The sequence below is a fragment of the Flavobacterium polysaccharolyticum genome, from assembly GCF_038739875.1.
Taxonomy (GTDB): Bacteria; Bacteroidota; Bacteroidia; order Flavobacteriales; family Flavobacteriaceae; genus Flavobacterium; species Flavobacterium polysaccharolyticum.
The window spans coordinates 157,145-174,268 of the sequence record NZ_JBCGDP010000005.1 but is presented as its reverse complement, the minus strand read 5'-3'; the positions used below and the strand labels follow the sequence as shown (position 1 = coordinate 174,268).

General features: G+C 35.0%; 17 protein-coding genes. 12 read left to right on the top strand and 5 right to left on the bottom strand.

Annotated elements, in window-relative coordinates; genetic code table 11:
• Positions 1 to 144 precede the first annotated feature (144 nt).
• The 7 genes from WFZ86_RS07195 (at position 145) to proC (ending at position 8,143) form a co-directional block, all read left to right on the top strand.
• Positions 145 to 1,275, top strand: a complete 1,131-nt coding sequence (locus tag WFZ86_RS07195) for a mycothiol transferase (protein ID WP_342691310.1) — start codon at positions 145 to 147, stop codon at positions 1,273 to 1,275.
• A gap of 170 nt (positions 1,276 to 1,445) precedes the next feature.
• Complete coding sequence (serS, locus tag WFZ86_RS07190) at positions 1,446 to 2,717, top strand: serine--tRNA ligase (RefSeq protein WP_342691309.1); 1,272 nt, start codon at positions 1,446 to 1,448, stop codon at positions 2,715 to 2,717.
• Positions 2,718 to 2,858: 141 nt separating this feature from the next.
• Positions 2,859 to 4,637, top strand: a complete 1,779-nt coding sequence (locus WFZ86_RS07185; RefSeq protein ID WP_342691308.1) for a tetratricopeptide repeat protein — start codon at positions 2,859 to 2,861, stop codon at positions 4,635 to 4,637.
• A gap of 110 nt (positions 4,638 to 4,747) precedes the next feature.
• Positions 4,748 to 5,059, top strand: coding sequence for a DUF4286 family protein (locus tag WFZ86_RS07180; protein WP_159689293.1), 312 nt, complete (start codon positions 4,748 to 4,750; stop codon positions 5,057 to 5,059).
• Between the two features lie 131 nt (positions 5,060 to 5,190).
• Positions 5,191 to 5,970 carry a 16S rRNA (adenine(1518)-N(6)/adenine(1519)-N(6))-dimethyltransferase RsmA gene (rsmA, locus tag WFZ86_RS07175; RefSeq protein ID WP_342691307.1) on the top strand — a complete coding sequence of 260 codons (780 nt, stop codon included), beginning with the start codon at positions 5,191 to 5,193 and terminating at the stop codon, positions 5,968 to 5,970.
• The gene (gene mgtE / locus WFZ86_RS07170) at positions 5,960 to 7,312 is read left to right on the top strand and encodes a magnesium transporter (protein WP_342691306.1); all 1,353 of its coding nucleotides are present in this window, start codon (positions 5,960 to 5,962) and stop codon (positions 7,310 to 7,312) included. Before rsmA ends, mgtE begins: the two co-directional genes overlap by 11 nt.
• A gap of 54 nt (positions 7,313 to 7,366) precedes the next feature.
• Positions 7,367 to 8,143 (top strand): pyrroline-5-carboxylate reductase, encoded by a 777-nt coding sequence (gene proC / locus WFZ86_RS07165; RefSeq protein WP_342691305.1) that lies wholly within the window; start codon positions 7,367 to 7,369, stop codon positions 8,141 to 8,143.
• Between the two features lie 139 nt (positions 8,144 to 8,282).
• Here the strand turns inward: proC and WFZ86_RS07160 are convergent, their stop codons facing one another.
• Complete coding sequence (locus WFZ86_RS07160; RefSeq protein ID WP_342691304.1) at positions 8,283 to 9,152, bottom strand: DUF4349 domain-containing protein; 870 nt, start codon at positions 9,150 to 9,152, stop codon at positions 8,283 to 8,285.
• A gap of 52 nt (positions 9,153 to 9,204) precedes the next feature.
• On the bottom strand, positions 9,205 to 10,371 hold the full coding sequence (nhaA, locus tag WFZ86_RS07155; protein WP_342691303.1) for a Na+/H+ antiporter NhaA: 1,167 nt from the start codon (positions 10,369 to 10,371) through the stop codon (positions 9,205 to 9,207).
• 115 nt (positions 10,372 to 10,486) lie between these two features.
• Between nhaA and WFZ86_RS07150 the strand changes: the two genes are divergently transcribed.
• Both WFZ86_RS07150 and WFZ86_RS07145 read left to right on the top strand, forming a co-directional pair.
• Positions 10,487 to 11,434 carry a 2-hydroxyacid dehydrogenase gene (locus WFZ86_RS07150; RefSeq protein ID WP_342691302.1) on the top strand — a complete coding sequence of 316 codons (948 nt, stop codon included), beginning with the start codon at positions 10,487 to 10,489 and terminating at the stop codon, positions 11,432 to 11,434.
• A gap of 79 nt (positions 11,435 to 11,513) precedes the next feature.
• Complete coding sequence (locus tag WFZ86_RS07145) at positions 11,514 to 11,795, top strand: TM2 domain-containing protein (RefSeq protein ID WP_342691301.1); 282 nt, start codon at positions 11,514 to 11,516, stop codon at positions 11,793 to 11,795.
• A gap of 67 nt (positions 11,796 to 11,862) precedes the next feature.
• Here WFZ86_RS07145 and WFZ86_RS07140 read toward each other — a convergent pair whose 3' ends face one another.
• Positions 11,863 to 12,471: a superoxide dismutase gene (locus tag WFZ86_RS07140; protein WP_342691300.1), complete on the bottom strand. Its 609-nt coding sequence runs from the start codon at positions 12,469 to 12,471 to the stop codon at positions 11,863 to 11,865.
• 170 nt (positions 12,472 to 12,641) lie between these two features.
• Complete coding sequence (locus WFZ86_RS07135) at positions 12,642 to 13,325, bottom strand: ComF family protein (protein WP_342691299.1); 684 nt, start codon at positions 13,323 to 13,325, stop codon at positions 12,642 to 12,644.
• A gap of 97 nt (positions 13,326 to 13,422) precedes the next feature.
• On the opposite strand from WFZ86_RS07135, the gene WFZ86_RS07130 reads away from it, so the two are divergent.
• The gene (locus WFZ86_RS07130) at positions 13,423 to 14,964 is read left to right on the top strand and encodes a glycine--tRNA ligase (RefSeq protein WP_159689264.1); all 1,542 of its coding nucleotides are present in this window, start codon (positions 13,423 to 13,425) and stop codon (positions 14,962 to 14,964) included.
• A gap of 54 nt (positions 14,965 to 15,018) precedes the next feature.
• On the opposite strand, the gene WFZ86_RS07125 is transcribed toward WFZ86_RS07130, so the two are convergent.
• A complete protein-coding gene (locus tag WFZ86_RS07125) occupies positions 15,019 to 15,549 on the bottom strand; it encodes a DUF3575 domain-containing protein (protein ID WP_342691298.1) in 531 nt (176 codons plus the stop codon).
• 335 nt (positions 15,550 to 15,884) lie between these two features.
• Here WFZ86_RS07125 and WFZ86_RS07120 point away from each other — a divergent pair, with 335 nt between their 5' ends.
• Positions 15,885 to 16,697, top strand: a complete 813-nt coding sequence (locus tag WFZ86_RS07120) for a LytR/AlgR family response regulator transcription factor (RefSeq protein ID WP_342691297.1) — start codon at positions 15,885 to 15,887, stop codon at positions 16,695 to 16,697.
• A 176-nt stretch (positions 16,698 to 16,873) separates the two neighbouring features.
• Positions 16,874 to 17,113 carry a 3-oxoacyl-ACP reductase gene (locus WFZ86_RS07115; protein WP_342691296.1) on the top strand — a complete coding sequence of 80 codons (240 nt, stop codon included), beginning with the start codon at positions 16,874 to 16,876 and terminating at the stop codon, positions 17,111 to 17,113.
• Positions 17,114 to 17,124 lie beyond the last annotated feature (11 nt).

The following is a 17,124-nucleotide window of genomic DNA, read 5'->3' as shown; positions in this document are numbered from 1 at the left end:
CTAATCACACTAGTTTTTGTATGGTGAATAGCATGATTTAAATTTAAAGGAGTAGTTTTTAAAAATAGTATTATATTTACATTTTTTATTGGTTGTTACATTTAAAGTATTGTTATTCAGTTGTTTAATTTTAAAAATTGTAAAATGAAAAAATTACTAAGCTCACTCTTTTTTCTTATTGTGTTAACTATACAAGCACAGAAGCAAGTAGTTATATCTAATGATTGGGTGGCATTCCGTCAAACAGTAGATATTCAAACCAAAGTAAAAAAGAAATTCAAAGTGGTTGCATCTGTCAAAGTTGAAACAAATGAACCGAAGGCTTGGGCTGGAATTTGGTCAAGAATTGATAACAAAACGGATGAAGTAGGTTTTTTTGATAATATGGGGGATAGACCTATAAAATTAAATACTTGGCAAACTTACACCGTAGAAGGTACCATTGATGCAGATTCAAAAGCACTAAATTTTGGAGGCTTGTGTTCTTATAATGGTAAATTCTATTTTGACAAATTTGAACTTTTCATAGAAAATGCTAAAGGCATATTAGAGCCCTACACTATTATGAATGCTAGTTTTGAAATGCCGCTTAAAAATGGAGAAATTCAAAAATGGGAATTTGGAACTCGAAAAGGAAAGATTACAAAAGTCAAAGAATATAGCGCAAAACTTGATAAAAGCGCTGTTGCTGGGAATGCTAGTTTACTTCTTGAAGGTACCGGAATTGTCGTTAAAGAAACCGGTAAAATAGGAAATGTTGAAGGAGCTTCCCCTCAAATAGGCGCCATGATTTCGATGCTAGAGGATTTGAAGAGCAGGGTAGAACGTACAGTGAAAAATATGAACCAATATGAAACGGATTATTTGCATGATGAAAAAGCCAATAGAATCGGTTCGTTAATTATGCATTTGGCCGCTGCCGAAAAATATTACCAAGTCCTTACTTTTGAGAATAGAGATTTTACTCCCGATGAAAAAGCAAAATGGGGCACTGCTTTAGATCTAGATAAAGGTGGGCGAGATGAATGGAAAGGACATGAGATTCAATATTATTTAGATATTTATAATGAGGTAAGAAATAAAACAATATCAGAACTAAAAAAGAGAGATGATGTGTGGTTTAACCAACTTGTAATGAAGGAAGAAATAACGAATCATTACTGTTGGTTTCATGTAATGGAACATCAATCCAGTCATCTGGGACAAATTTTGTTTCTAAAAAAACGAATTCCGCCCCAAAAAGAAGTCATTTTAGAGCAGAAGATTAAAAATTAAATCCCCTGTCAATTCTTTATAAAAAACCTTCTTTGGACATAATTCAAAGAAGGTTTTTTATAAATCCAAAGCGAAAAACCTTTTCCTAAAACTTTGTCTAGTACTTATCAAACATTTCCTTAAATTTGTGGGCGCAAATAGCCATAAATACAAGAGTTAAAAACAAAACTATGTTACAAATCGCATTTATTAGAGAGAATCAAGAAAAAGTAATCAATGCTTTAGCCAAAAGAAACATTGATGCTAACAGTATTGTAAACGAAGTGGTACAATTAGACGAACAACGTCGCGCTACTCAAGTGGCTTTAGACAACACTTTATCTGAATCTAATAAATTGTCCAAAGATATTGGTGATTTGATGAAAAGTGGCGAGAAAGCAAAAGCTGCTATTCTTAAAGAAAAAACAGTTTCGTTAAAAGAAAAAAGTAAGGAATTGGCAGAAAAAGCAGATGCTTTGGCCGAAGAATTGATTCAAAAATTATATACTTTGCCTAACCTTCCAGCGGATATTGTACCGAACGGAAAATCGGCAGACGATAACCTAAACGTTTTTCAAGAAGGTGACATTCCTACTTTGCATGAAGGGGCTTTGCCTCATTGGGAATTGGTAAAAAAATACGACATCATCGATTTTGAATTGGGTGTAAAAATCACTGGTGCTGGATTCCCTGTTTACAAAGGAAAAGGAGCTCGCTTACAACGTGCGTTAATCAATTATTTTTTAGATAAAAACACAGCTGCGGGCTACAAAGAAATGCAAGTGCCTCATTTGGTAAACGAAGCTTCAGGCTACGGAACAGGTCAGTTGCCGGACAAAGAAGGGCAAATGTACCATGCTACTGTTGATGATTTGTATTTGATTCCAACGGCTGAGGTTCCCGTGACCAATTTATTTAGAGATGTTATTGTAAGTGAAAACGAATTGCCAATTTTATGTACCGCTTACACCCCTTGTTTCCGTCGTGAAGCGGGTTCTTATGGGGCACACGTACGTGGATTAAACCGTTTGCACCAATTTGATAAAGTAGAAATTGTTCGTATCGAACATCCAGAAAAGTCATACGAAGCTTTGGATGGTATGGTAGAACATGTCAAAGATATTTTGCAGGAACTAAAATTACCGTACCGAATTTTGCGTTTGTGCGGAGGAGATATGGGATTCACTTCAGCATTGACCTATGATTTTGAAGTGTTTTCAACTGCTCAAGACCGTTGGTTAGAAATTTCATCTGTATCTAACTTTGAAACCTTCCAAGCCAACCGTTTGAAATTGCGTTTCAAAGACAAAGATGGAAAAAATCAATTGGCGCATACCTTGAACGGAAGTTCTTTGGCTTTGCCAAGAGTTTTGGCCGGAATATTAGAAAACTACCAAACTCCAGACGGAATCGTAATCCCAGAAGTTTTACGTCCGTATTGTGGTTTTGATATCATTGACTAGAAATAGTTTTTATTTTTACCTCAGATTCGCAAATTTCATTTTTATTGTTCAATAAAATAATTTGCGACTTGAAAAGGCGAAGCAATTTGTGGTTATATGGTTTATCTTGGATAAAATAATGTTTAGTGAAAAAATCGAACAATGAAAAAACTCTTTCTACATATCGCGCTGTTTTTTTCATTGATTTGTTTTTCGCAAAACGAGCAGCTAGCTCAATATTTTTATGAAAAAGGAGATTTTGAAAAAGCTAAAGTGGCGTACGAAGAACTGCTCAAAAGTATCCCGCAAAACTCCCAATACTTTCTCAGAACGGTAGATTGCTACCAGCAATTACAACAATTTGAACTGGCAGAAAAAACAATTCAAACTCGTTATTCTAAATACAAACAAGCTTTTTTGTTAGTCGAAATGGGCTACAATTGGCAGTTGCAAAAAAATGAAGCCAAAGCCAAAAGTTATTATGAACAAGCGCTAGAAAGCATTCGCAAAAATCCCAACGAAGTGTATGGCGTTGCCAATGCTTTTGAAAAAAAAGTAATCCTAGAATACGCTGTAAAAGCTTATCAAACTGCAGCAGATTTGGATACGACCTTTAATTTCAATTATCAAATGGCTTTGCTTTATGGTCAATTAGGCAAAACTGATTTGATGATTACTATGTTTCTAGACGAAGCGTTCATCAATCCTCAAAATTCGAATTTGATTCAACATCAATTGTCCCGTTACATGTCGGACGAAACCGATGTCTCTTTTGCAGATGCCTTAAAAAAAGCTTTGATTTTACGTACGCAAAAAGACCAAGATATCTTCTGGAATCAGTATTTGAGTTGGTTTTATATGCAACAAAAAGAATTTGGCAAAGCCTTTATTCAAGAAAAAGCCATTTACAAACGCAATCCAGAATCATTGGCTGAAATTGTAAGCTTGGGACAAATGGCAATTGAGGAAGACCAAACCGAAGCGGCAACCGAAATCTTGGGCTTTGTTTTAGAAAACACCAAGGATTTGGAAACGTTGATAAAAGCCAATACGTATTTAATCGAAATGAAATTGGCCAAAGCAAAACCTGCTGATTTTGCTACTATTGATTTACAACTTAAAACGTTATTACAGCAATTTGAAATCAATCCGTTTACGCTGAAACTACAATTAATTCAAGCTCATTTTACAGCTTTTAGTTTAAAAAAACCAGAAGAAGCAAAAGCTATTATTACTAAAGCATTGACGCTACCTTTGAATGAATATCAAATTGCCGATACAAAAATGGAGTTGGCTGATATTTTTTTATTTGAAGAAAAATACAACCAAGCTTTGTTGTATTATTCCCAAATTGAATTGGATTTGAAGAACGATGTAATGGCGCATGAAGCCAGTTTAAAAGCGGCAAAAACGAGTTATTTTAAAACCGATTTTGACTGGGCATTGAAGCAATTTAAAGAATTAAAATCTGCCAATACGCAATTGATTGCCAATGATGCTTTGGAATATTTTTTATTGATTAATGACAATACCGTTGCCGATTCTACTCAAACAGCTTTAAAGCAATTTGCCAAAGGAGACTACTTGATGTATCAAAAACGCACCGATGAGGCTATTGCACATTTCCAAAAGATATTACAACAATTTAAAGGACAAGAAATTGAAGCGGTAACCCTTTTGCGATTGGGAAAATTGTATGAGACAATTGGTAATTATACTCAAGCTTTACAACAATATCAGGCTATTATTGCCCAACATAGCGATGGCATTTACATAGACGAGGCCTTATTTTTTGCAGCGGAACTCTACGTGAAGTACCTAAACGACCCCGAAAAAGCAAAGCCACTTTATGAAAAAATGATTTTTAACCATCAAGACAGTATTTACTTTGTTGAGGCAAGGAAAAAATTCAGACAATTAAGAGGCGATAAGAATCTTTAAAAATGGCAATTTCAATAGTAAAAATAAAAACTAGAGGATGTAAAAAATAAATAGTTTGTTCTTTCAAAGTCTTACTACTTAATACTCCAATCTTAATACTTTTTTAAACAATGATTATATACAACGTTACCATCAATATTCACGAAAGTGTACACGACAAATGGATGATTTGGATGCAGCACAAGCACATTCCAGAAATATTAGCAACAGGCAAATTTACAAATGCAAGAATGGTTCGCGTTTTGGTCGAAGAGGAAATGGGAGGACTTACTTATTCAGTTCAATACACCACAGATAGCAGAGAAACATTGCAAAAATATTATCAAGAAGATGCACCCGCTTTGCGTGAAGAAGGACTCAAATTATTCGGCGATAAAATGCTAGCATTCAGAACCGAATTAGAAGTGATTTCAGAACATTAAAAACGGTAGCTCCATTGGTGTAAATAATATTGTAACAACAGATTTAATCCGTTAACGATGTTATAAAAAAAGAATTTTAGAACGCATAAATACCCTAACGCCTTCCTGCCTTTGCGGTTAAAAAAATGATTATGGAAAAAGTAAAAGCCAAAAAACATCTCGGACAACACTTTCTAAAAGATGAAAGCATTGCCAAAGCCATTGCCGACACCTTGAGTTTAGAAAGTTATAACGATGTCTTAGAAATTGGACCAGGAATGGGTGTATTGACGAAGTATTTATTAGAAAAACCTATCGACACCTATGTTATAGAAATCGATACAGAATCGGTGACTTATTTGGATGCCAATTATCCAAAATTAAAGGATAAAATCATATCCGAAGATTTCTTAAAATACAATATCAATTCCGTTTTCGAAGGGAAACAATTTGCTATCATTGGCAATTTCCCTTATAATATTTCAACGCAAATTGTATTCAGAACCTTGGAATTTAGAGACCAAATTCCGGAGTTTTCGGGTATGTTTCAAAAAGAAGTTGCCGAGCGCATTTGCGAGAAAAAAGGAAGCAAAACCTACGGTATACTTTCGGTTTTGGCACAAGCATTCTACGATACCGAATATTTGTTTACGGTTGACGAACACGTATTCAATCCGCCGCCAAAAGTAAAATCGGGTGTGATGCGCATGCGTCGCAAAGAAAATTATACTTTACCTTGTAGCGAAAAACTCTTGTTTACCGTGGTAAAAACTGCCTTTCAGCAGCGTAGAAAAACCTTGCGCAACAGTTTAAAAACCTTAAATTTGTCCGATAAACTAAGAGAAGACCCAGTATTTGATATTCGTCCAGAGCAATTAAGTGTTGAAGAATTTATTGCCTTGACCCAAAAAATAGAAGCCGATGGAGTTTAAAATCAGCAAAGAACTCATTCAAGAGTTAGAGCAACTCATTCAAAGCAAGAACGATGTTAAATTGGAATTGTTATTGAATGACATGCACCATGCTGATATTGCCGAAATTCTAGACGAACTAGAATTTGATGAAGCTACCTATATTTTTAAAGTTTTAGATAGCGAAAAAACAGCTGAAATCCTTCTAGAACTAGAAGACGATTTAAGAGAAAACATCTTGAGCCGTCTTTCCCCAAAAGAAATCGCTGAAGAGCTTGATGAATTAGAAACCAATGATGCGGCCGACATTATTGCCGAATTATCTCAAGACATCAAAGCCGAAGTAATCTCAGAATTACAAGACGTTGAGCACGCCAAAGACATTGTCGAATTGTTGCGCTATGACGAAGATACAGCTGGGGGAATCATGCACAAAGAGTTAGTAAAAGTCAACGAAAACTGGAACGTGCTCACTTGTGTCAAAGAAATGCGAATTCAAGCCGAAAATATATCACGCGTACACTCCATTTATGTGGTCGATGACGACGGAAGACTAAAAGGACGTTTATCGCTCAAAGACTTATTAACCACTTCTACACGAACCGCAATCAGTGATGTGTACATAAGAAAATTGAATTTTGTCAACGTAGATACCGAGGATGTTGAGGTGGCTCGTATCATGCAAAAATATGACTTAGAAGCCATTCCTGTAGTCGACGAATTAGGTCGCTTAGTCGGCAGAATCACCATCGATGATATCGTTGACGTAATCAAGGACGAAGCCGACAAAGATTACCAGTTAGCAGCGGGTATCTCTCAAGACGTAGAGGCCGATGATAGCATTATGGAATTGACCAAAGCGCGTTTGCCTTGGTTGGTTTTAGCACTATTGGGAGGATTTATTACCGTTCGCGTGCTTGGTTTGTTTGAAGGCGCCATGCTCGAACACGGAAAATTATTCTTTTTCACTCCCCTAATAGCAGCGATGGCAGGAAATGTTGGGGTGCAATCCTCAGCAATTATTGTCCAAGGTTTGGCAAATAATACCTTAAGTGGCTCGCTGTTCAATCGTCTGGTCAAAGAAATTTCACTAAGTCTTTTGAACGGATTAATCTTAGCCAGTATCTTGTTTTTGGGAAGCCATTTTCTGCTGAATGTAGAGGTAATTATTGGCGTAATTGTAACAATTGCATTGGTTTCCGTGATAATTATTGCCTCATTAATTGGTACTTTTATCCCGTTGTTATTAGACAAATTTGGTATCGACCCGGCATTAGCAACAGGGCCATTTATTACCACTAGCAACGACATTTGCGGAATTTTAATTTATTTTTCTATTGCCAAATTGGTGTTAGGATTCTAATTTAATAACAAAAACCAAATTAACCAACCAAAAAACCAACCAAAGAACCAAACCATGAAAGTACACATCATCGGAGGAGGAAACCTTGGCGTTTCTATTGCCTTAGGTTTAGCCAAGTTTTCACAAGGACATCAAATCACCATCACACGACGCAACACGGCTAGCATTTTATATTTACAAGAACTCGGAATCACCGTCGCTACAGACAATACCTTAGCTATTCAGGAAGCCGATTTGATTATCTTAACCATCAAACCTTATCAAGTAGATACAGTATTGACCGAAATCCTTCCAGTAATTACGAACAAAACCATTGCTTCAGCTGTTAGTGGTTTGTCTATCGAAAATTTACAAAACAAAATAGGAGCTTCTCACAGCGCCATCCGAATTATGCCCAATATCGCTGCTCAATTTGGAGCATCAGCGACTTGTATAGCATTCAATGAAAAAAACAAAGAATCCGCTCAACCCGTAGTACAATTGTTTCAAGACTTAGGAACAGCGCCAATTATCGATGAAAAATTGATGGATGCAGCCACCGTTTTAGCAGCCAGTGGAACGGCTTTTGCCTTGCGTTACATCCGTGCGTCTATGCAAGCGGGTATCGAAATCGGATTCGATTGGCAAACAGCTTTAGCCATTTCAGCACAAACCGTAAAAGGTGCCGCCGAAATGCTCCTAGAAGAAAAAGGCCATCCCGAACAATTAATCGACCGCGTAACTACACCACAAGGCTGTACCATCGCAGGACTCAACGAAATGGAAATGCACGGTTTCAGTTCCTCACTCATTCGAGGCATCAAAACTTCTTTAAAACAAATCAAAGGATAAATTATTTGGGCGTGCCACCCTAAAGCAAAGGGGCCAACTCATGCTAGTCGTGAGTTGGCCCCTTTCCTTTAGGCTGTCGGGCTATCCGCGCTACTTCGGTAGCTAGCTCCTATCCCTCACGCGTAAAATTAAATGAATACTACAAATTCTTTTTGTTTTGCGCCCTTCTTTTTAACCATTTTTTAATCCAAAATATAGCCACTACTACTGCTAAAAGGAAAGGCCATACGCTAATTAAATTAATCAAGAAATCAGAAAAGGAATTGAAACCAGATACAATTCCATTCCAAATTTTTGAACCATAAGAAATGGTAGCTCCTTCATTTTCAGCAACAGTTTTATAAAATTCAATGGTAATTGTACTCATCGAAATCTGGTTTTGCAAATAAAGCAATTGTCCTTGTTTCGATTCTATTTCTTCACGAATAGCAGAAAGTTGTTTTTCTATTTCTAGGATTTCGATAACTTTAGTTGCCTTCTTTAATAACTCAAGATAACGGTTTTCAAGTCTTTTTTTGGCAATGAGTCGAGCTTCAATATCAATGTATTGTTCTGTCACATCTTCTGCAGAAACTTCTTTAGTATCAAAAAAAGTAACTCCTTGAGAAATTTCATTTAAAAATAAATCAAAATTTTGGCTAGGAACACGAACAGTCATTCGTTTATAAATCGAACCATATTCTTTTCCTTCGCTATCATTTTGTATGTTGCTTTTGTATTTTTTTGCCGCAAGAAAAATTTGTTGGTATGTTTTTTCTAAGTCATTGGTTTCAAAACGAACGGAGCCTGTTTTAATGATTTTTTGCTCTACAGGAATCTTTATATCCGACTCATTTGCCTCATAACTTGTTTCTTCAGCATTGGCTACTTCTGGTTTTACAAATTTTACTTGGTCAACTTTTGCTGGAAGTTTGACTGCTTGTATTTTAAAATCTTCTGAAAATTCTTCAGATTTTTTACAGCTTAAAAACAGAAGAGCAACAATTAAAAGGAATATTCTATTAGTCATTATCATTGATTTATTTAAGATTGAAATGGAAAAATAAATTATTTTGAGATACCTAAACCGCTTTTTTCTTTTTATTTTTCTTTGCTTTCAAATTGATTTTTAGCCATATAAAACCAAGGGTTCCTGCCAAAAACGAAGCAATTAGAATCGCAATTTTAGAATAATTGATGATTTCTTCTCCGTCATTTTTAAAGGCTAATAAGGTGATAAAAATGGACATCGTAAATCCTATTCCGCCTAACATTCCTGCACCAACAATATCTTTCCAACGCAGTTCTTTCGGTAAAGCACAAACGCCAAAAGTAACGGCCAAAAACGAAAACAACCAAATGCCCAAAGGTTTCCCAATGACCAATCCAGCAATAATCCCGATAGAATTTTCATGCGATAATCCTTCGTGCCAATCTCCCGTGATTGGAATTCCAGTATTGGCAATTGCGAATAAGGGCAGAATAAAAAAGGCAACAGGATTGTGTAAAAAGTGTTGTAAACGGTAGGAAGAAGTTTGTGGTCCACCATCCCCAAACGGAATAACAAAGGCCAAAATAACGCCTGTAATTGTAGCATGAATTCCCGAATTCAACATAAAATACCACATTCCTATTCCACCTAACAAGTAAGGAATCAAGTTGTGCACTTTTCGGCGATTCAAGATAAAAAGGAAACCCCAAATCGCTAAAGAATAAAATAAATTTAGAAAGGCAATGGAATCGGTATAAAAAACAGCGATGACGATAATGGCTCCCAAATCATCAATTACGGCCAATGCCGTTAAAAATATTTTTAGTGAAGCAGGAACCTTATTTCCTAACAAAGACAAAATTCCAATCGCAAAAGCAATATCAGTAGCCATAGGTATACCCGCTCCGTTTTGGGTAATCGTCCCAAAATTTAGCGCTAAAAAAATCCCAGCAGGAACAACCATTCCTCCCAATGCCCCAAAAATAGGTAGTGCAGCATTTTTGATATTGGCTAACTCACCATCATACATTTCTCGTTCTAACTCCAAACCAATCATCAAGAAAAAGATGGCCATCAAGCCGTCGTTGATCCAATCCGTAATTGTATGATGTCCCAAAGGAGTTTTCCAAAAGGCAATATAGTCAGTTTGTATGCTCGAATTGGCAAGAAATAAAGAGAGTACCGTTACAAATAGAAGTAATAATCCTCCAGCTTTTTCACTTTCAAAGAAGGCTTTAAATGTTTTCGTCAATTTCATAGATTATAATGTGTCTTTTTACTAATCGCTAATTTAAGCATTTTTAAAGGAACTACTTTCCAGAAAGTAAAAACCGTATTTTTTTCGTTAATTTGAAGGATAAAAAATAGTAGTTATGGACATCAAAATCCTTCATATAGACAGCAACAATCCCTTGTTGTGGGAACAATTACAAGAAGCGGGTTTTCACAACGAAGCCGACTTTATTTCTTCTAAAGAAGCCATTGAAGATAAAATTAAAGACTATCATGGCATCGTGATTCGTAGCCGATTTAAAATTGATAAAACGTTCATCGACAAAGCAACCAATTTACAGTTTATAGCCCGCGTGGGTGCTGGTCTCGAAAGCATTGATTGTGATTACGCTATAGCCAGAAACATTGCACTCATAGCCGCTCCCGAAGGCAATCGAAATGCCGTTGCCGAACACGCATTAGGAATGATTTTATCGCTTTTTAATAAACTCAACCAAGCCGATACAGAAATTAGAAAAGGGCAATGGAATAGAGAAAGTAATCGCGGTTATGAACTAGACGGAAGAACTGTTGGTATTATTGGTTACGGAAATATGGGAAAGGCTTTTGCCAAAAAACTGCGAGGCTTTGATGTCGAAGTAATTTGTCACGATATTTTACCAAACGTAGGCGATGCCAACGCCAAACAAGTTACACTTGAAGAATTACAACAAAAAGCCGATGTGCTAAGTCTGCATATTCCATGGACACCTGAAACGGATAAAATCGTGAATGCTGATTTTATAGCATCGTTTTCCAACCCTTTTTGGTTGATTAACACTTCTAGAGGAAAAAATTTAGTTACTGCTGACTTGGTTCAAGCTTTAGAATCTGGAAAAATTTTAGGTGCGGGCTTAGATGTTTTGGAGTATGAGAAATTGTCTTTTGAGACTTTATTCCAAGACAAAAACACTCCCGAAGCGTTTGATTATTTACTAAAAAGTCCAAAAGTTTTGCTTTCGCCACACATTGCAGGCTGGACTTACGAGAGTCATGAGCGATTGGCTCAAGTGATTGTAGACAAAATAAAGTTGCTTTATGGTAAATGATAATCTTTTGGTTATGAAAAATATGTAACTTTTTTTATAGATTTACAACTAACTAAATCAATAACCAAATTTTACCATCATGGAAGAAACGAAACACGAAGCATGGAATACCCCTTATCCTAAAGCACAACCAGAAAACAAAAAAATTATTGCTGGAATTTTAGCAATACTTTTTGGATCTCTTGGAATTCATAAATTTGTTTTAGGTTATACTCAAGAAGGAATTGTTCAATTAGTAATTGGAGTAGTTACTTGTGGAATTGGAGGTATAATCGGTTTTATCGAAGGAATCATCTATTTGACCAAAACAGACGAAGAGTTTTATCAAACATACCAAGTCGGCAAAAAAGGATGGTTTTAAGCTATCGATTCAAAACAAGAAAGGCTGTCCTAAATTTAGACAGCCTTTTTATTATAGTAAATTATATTTACTTTTCTAAAACATAACGTCTAGTTACTTCCGTCCAGTTGATTACATTGAAAAAAGCTTCAATATAGTCTGGTCTTCTGTTTTGGTAGTGCAAGTAGTAAGCGTGTTCCCAAACATCCATTCCTAAGATTGGAGTTCCTCCACAACCAACACCTGGCATTAATGGATTGTCTTGGTTTGGTGTACCACAAACGTCTAATTTACCCCCTTTTTGCACACATAACCAAGCCCATCCAGAACCAAATTGTGTTGCTCCAGCTTTAGCAAACTTAGCTTTGAATTCTTCAAACGTACCGAAAGAAGCTTCGATAGCTTCTAATAATTCGCCTGTTGGTAGTCCACCGCCATTTGGAGACATTACAGTCCAGAACAAATTGTGATTGTAATACCCGCCACCATTGTTACGAACAGCGGCATTAGTTTTGTCTAAATTAATTAAAATATTTTCGATTGTTTTGCCTTCCATATCCGTTCCTGCAATAGCTGCATTCAGGTTTGTTGTATAGGCATTATGATGTTTAGAATGGTGGATTTCCATTGTTCTAGCATCAATATGTGGTTCTAATGCATCGTATGCATAAGGTAATTGCGGTAATTCAAATGCCATGATATCGTAATTTATAGATTGATAAAAATTTATCCAAATTTATACAATTAACTTTATACTTTAAAAAACATTTTTGTTATAATTCCTATTTTGTTTTGAAATCCTTATTTTTTACTAGTATAAATATAATATGCTCATTTTTAGATTTTAATTTCATCAAAAATATAATTTTAGGAATGTGCCATAGCCATACAAACAATGCTAATTTGAGCTCCAGGTATTTCCAAAAGCGCTCTGGAACAGGATTCTAGCGTGGTGCCAGTAGTTAAAACATCGTCTAATAATAAAAAATGTTTGTTATGTTCTTTCTCTGAAAAACGAACATCGAAAACATGATTTATTCCTTCGGTTCTTCCCAAAAGATTTTTCTTGGATTGGGTTTTCGAATCTATGGTTCTAATCAAAATTTCTTTAGCAATGGGAATATTTAGTTCATTTGATAAAGCTTCTGCAAAAGTGTCTACTTGATTGTAACCTCTTTTTCTCCATCTTTTTTTATGAATTGGAACTGGTATAATTGTGTCTACATTTTTTAGAGCCGGATTATTTTTTAAATCTTCAGCATACCAATATCCCAATTGTGTCCCAATTTCTTGATGGCCACGGTATTTTAAATTATGAATCAATTCTTGCACCATCCCTTTTTTATGAAAATATAAAAAAGCTGAAGCATGAATTACAGGAATCCTGCCATAAAATTTCTTGAAAGCTTCATTCTCTGTATGGATATGATGATTTGTTTGTGGCAAATCGTGCCTGCACTTAGTACAAATTACTGTTTCATTTGTCATTAAAAAAGAGTGACATCCTGAACAAACAGGAGGGAAAAATAAATTTACAAGGTTTTTGAGCATCTAATCCAATATTTATTGATAAAAATAAGCAAATCAATGCTTCAAACTTTTGCTTTTTTGTTTTTTTTAAATCCACTTTTTATATTTTTGCATCACTATGGCAAAACAAGAAGATTTATTTAAGAATGTAGTTTCGCACGCAAAAGAGTACGGATTTATTTTTCCGTCAAGCGAAATATACGATGGTTTGAGTGCAGTTTATGATTATGCACAAAACGGTGTAGAATTAAAAAAGAACATACGCGAATATTGGTGGAAATCGATGGTACAAATGAACGAGAACATTGTAGGTCTCGATGCTGCCATTTTGATGCATCCAACCACTTGGAAGGCTTCAGGCCACGTAGATGCTTTTAATGACCCATTGATTGACAACAAAGACTCTAAAAGAAGATATCGTGCTGATGTTTTGATTGAAGATTATGCCGAAAAACTAAATATTAAGGCTAAAAAAGAAATCGAAAAAGCAAAAGTTCGTTTTGGAGAAGCTTTTAATGAGCAAGAATTCATTACGACCAATCCAAGAGTAGTAGAATATTTAGCCAAAGAAAGAGAAATTCTAGAAAGAATGGGACGCTCTTTGGGTAATGGTGATTTAGAAGATGTAAAAGCCTTAATCGAAGAATTAGAAATTGCTTGTCCAGAATCAGGTTCACGCAATTGGACCGAAGTACGTCAATTCAACTTGATGTTTGGTACTAAATTAGGTGCTTCTGCTGATACGGCAATGGATTTATATTTGCGTCCAGAAACAGCTCAAGGAATTTTTGTGAATTTCTTGAATGTTCAAAAATCAGGTAGAATGAAAGTTCCTTTTGGAATTGCTCAAACCGGAAAAGCTTTCAGAAACGAAATCGTAGCGAGACAATTTATTTTCCGTATGCGTGAATTTGAACAAATGGAAATGCAATTTTTTGTACGTCCTGGAGAAGAAATGCAATGGTACGAACACTGGAAAGCTACTCGTTTGAAATGGCATTTATCGCTTGGTTTAGGAGCAGAAAGATACCGTTTTCATGACCACGAAAAATTAGCGCATTATGCTAATGCGGCTGCAGATATCGAATTTGAATTCCCATTTGGTTTCAAAGAATTAGAAGGAATTCACTCAAGAACCGATTTCGATTTGAAAGCACACGAAGAATATTCAGGTAGAAAATTACAATATTTTGATGCCGAATTGAATCAAAATTACGTGCCGTATGTTGTAGAAACTTCAGTTGGTTTGGACAGAATGTTCTTGGCAGTTTTTGCTACTTCTTTAAAGGAAGAAACCTTAGAAGACGGTTCAACAAGAACGGTATTGAAATTACCAGCGGTTTTAGCACCAACTAAAGCGGCGATCTTACCTTTAGTGAAAAAAGACGGTTTACCAGAAATTGCTAAGCAAATCATTGAAGATTTGCGTTGGGATTTCAATGTGTCTTACGATGAGAAAGATGCAGTAGGAAGACGTTATAGAAGACAAGATGCCTTAGGAACACCTTTCTGTATCACAGTAGATCATCAAACAGCAGAAGACCAAACGGTGACCATTCGTCATAGAGATACGATGAAACAAGACCGTGTAGCTATTGCAGATTTAAAAGCCATCATCGAAAATGAAGTATCGATGAAAAACTGGTTGATGAAGATGTAATTAATTTCCATATTGATAAAAAAAGCTTCTCAATTGAGAAGCTTTTTTTATTTGCTAAAAACGATAACCTAGTGTTATTCCACCTCGACCAATAACTTCTGGGCTGTTATCACTAAATAAATTACGACCTATTCCAGCATTGATTTCGAAAACAAATCCTCTTTTGTGAATCCATTTAGATCCGATGCCAAACCCTAAGGCCAAATCAGTATATCTGTCTTTATCAATATTATCAACGTTTCCGTTAGAGTCAGAATAATATATCTTATTCTCTACACCAGTACTGATAGAGCTAAATCCCTCAACAAAAAAGCCAGCTGCTTGTTTTTTTCCGAAATAAGCTCGATAATATGGCGATAAAATAAAATTGGTATCAAAATCATCTTCATTACTGACAAAAAACAATGAGATTCCTAATCCAGAATCATTAGTTATAATGCGTTCGTATGTTGCTTCTACAGCACCTAAAACTAAAAACAAAGCGTTTCCTTTTAATTCGTTTTTCTTAAATGAAATAGCTTCATTTTCTTGAGCAATTCCAGTCATCGAGAAACCTAATGCTAACAATACTAGTATTTTTTTCATATGTGTAAAATGTTTTTTTTTATTTATTTCAAATGTAAGAAAAAAATGTAAATTGAATATTATGATAGTGTTTTCATTATTTTTTCAATGCTATATTAATAGATAACTCATTGTTTAAGTGTGTTTTATATGATTTTTTTGTAATTTGTTTGTTTCTATCAACATTTAAGGGGTTTGTTTTAACAAAATAAATAAAAGAAAAAGGATTGTATTAATTTTAAAGGTCTAAATTGTGTTTTTTGTTTAAAATAGTACTTTTACTTACTTTACAGTAACCACCATCAAGATTTAGAATATAGACAACCGATTTCTAAACTGAATATAAGCGTTGTTGAATGAGTTATACTTATATTATTATTGACGATTCGCAAGAAAGTGCTTTACATACCAAGGCGGTAGCTCAGGCTTTTTCGGAGCTAGAATTCCAAGGTATGGCTTTTACATTCGAGCAAGGCTTGAATTTAGTAATAGAAAAAAAGCCTCATCTTGTTTTTTTAGAAATTGTGCCTTCTCATAAGAAAAGCAATTTATCTCTCGCATTTATAAGTGAGATGCATCGTTTTTTGACAGTTTTACCAGAAGTTATTATTACCACGGACAAAAAAGATTGGGCTTTTGAAGCTATATATTATAGTGTTTTTGATTATTATCTCAAACCAATACAAACAATACAAATCTCTAGATCTATTCATAAGTTAAGGAAAAAGGTGTGCGGCGATTTATCTAAAAAAGAACTCAAGGTTGAGGTGCAAAAAACAGCTTTGATTGAAGAGGAGAATCAACAACAATTGCTGACCAAGCCATTAACTATTTGCATCAAATCTTATGGGGATTACCGCTACATAAACGCGAATGATATTTGTTATTTTCAGGCGGATAATAATTCTACAGACATTCATCTAAATTCTGGTGAAATGATAACTGCATTTAAAACGCTAAAACATTTTGAATCTATTTTGACTTTTCCATTTATTCGAATTCATAAAAGTTACATCGTAAACCGAAATTCCATCACGAGAATTCAAATGGGTAACTCCTTGTGTTTCATTAAGAATAGCAATATAAAATTGCCTTTTTCTAAGTTGTATAAGCCAAATATTGACTTAATTATTTCGTATTTTTCAAAAGAAAATTATGTAGAAATCTGACAATCAATATGTTTACTTGATATTGACTAGTACGTGCTAACGAATGGCTGTATTCTACCAAAAAAGGTGTTTTTGTGTAGGAAAAAATAGGTGTACCTACTTAGATTTACAAAAGAATTCCGAAACAACAACGGAAGTAAAAGTCAAATCTATTCAAAAACATAAAGCCACAAATTATGAAAAAAGCTATCTTAACTACCGGATTATTTACATTAGTAATGGGATTAACTTCATTTACTACACCAAAACAAAAAACTACAATTGATAAAGAGATAAATTTATTAGATATAAACGGTTCACAATCAGCAGGAGGAAATAAAAAAGTTGATATAAACGGTTCGCAATCAGCAGGAGGAAATAAGAAAGTTGATATAAATGGATCACAATCAGCAGGAGGAAATAAAAAAGTTGATTAATTTATAGTATT

What these genes read in the sequence shown, in the direction of transcription:
- WFZ86_RS07195 (WP_342691310.1), top strand. Translation starts at nt 145, where the DNA reads ATGAAAAAATTACTAAGCTCACTCTTTTTTCTTATTGTGTTAACTATA.
- serS (WP_342691309.1), top strand. Translation starts at nt 1,446, where the DNA reads ATGTTACAAATCGCATTTATTAGAGAGAATCAAGAAAAAGTAATCAAT.
- WFZ86_RS07185 (WP_342691308.1), top strand. Translation starts at nt 2,859, where the DNA reads ATGAAAAAACTCTTTCTACATATCGCGCTGTTTTTTTCATTGATTTGT.
- WFZ86_RS07180 (WP_159689293.1), top strand. Translation starts at nt 4,748, where the DNA reads ATGATTATATACAACGTTACCATCAATATTCACGAAAGTGTACACGAC.
- rsmA (WP_342691307.1), top strand. Translation starts at nt 5,191, where the DNA reads ATGGAAAAAGTAAAAGCCAAAAAACATCTCGGACAACACTTTCTAAAA.
- mgtE (WP_342691306.1), top strand. Translation starts at nt 5,960, where the DNA reads ATGGAGTTTAAAATCAGCAAAGAACTCATTCAAGAGTTAGAGCAACTC.
- proC (WP_342691305.1), top strand. Translation starts at nt 7,367, where the DNA reads ATGAAAGTACACATCATCGGAGGAGGAAACCTTGGCGTTTCTATTGCC.
- WFZ86_RS07160 (WP_342691304.1), bottom strand. Translation starts at nt 9,152, where the DNA reads ATGACTAATAGAATATTCCTTTTAATTGTTGCTCTTCTGTTTTTAAGC.
- nhaA (WP_342691303.1), bottom strand. Translation starts at nt 10,371, where the DNA reads ATGAAATTGACGAAAACATTTAAAGCCTTCTTTGAAAGTGAAAAAGCT.
- WFZ86_RS07150 (WP_342691302.1), top strand. Translation starts at nt 10,487, where the DNA reads ATGGACATCAAAATCCTTCATATAGACAGCAACAATCCCTTGTTGTGG.
- WFZ86_RS07145 (WP_342691301.1), top strand. Translation starts at nt 11,514, where the DNA reads ATGGAAGAAACGAAACACGAAGCATGGAATACCCCTTATCCTAAAGCA.
- WFZ86_RS07140 (WP_342691300.1), bottom strand. Translation starts at nt 12,471, where the DNA reads ATGGCATTTGAATTACCGCAATTACCTTATGCATACGATGCATTAGAA.
- WFZ86_RS07135 (WP_342691299.1), bottom strand. Translation starts at nt 13,325, where the DNA reads ATGCTCAAAAACCTTGTAAATTTATTTTTCCCTCCTGTTTGTTCAGGA.
- WFZ86_RS07130 (WP_159689264.1), top strand. Translation starts at nt 13,423, where the DNA reads ATGGCAAAACAAGAAGATTTATTTAAGAATGTAGTTTCGCACGCAAAA.
- WFZ86_RS07125 (WP_342691298.1), bottom strand. Translation starts at nt 15,549, where the DNA reads ATGAAAAAAATACTAGTATTGTTAGCATTAGGTTTCTCGATGACTGGA.
- WFZ86_RS07120 (WP_342691297.1), top strand. Translation starts at nt 15,885, where the DNA reads ATGAGTTATACTTATATTATTATTGACGATTCGCAAGAAAGTGCTTTA.
- WFZ86_RS07115 (WP_342691296.1), top strand. Translation starts at nt 16,874, where the DNA reads ATGAAAAAAGCTATCTTAACTACCGGATTATTTACATTAGTAATGGGA.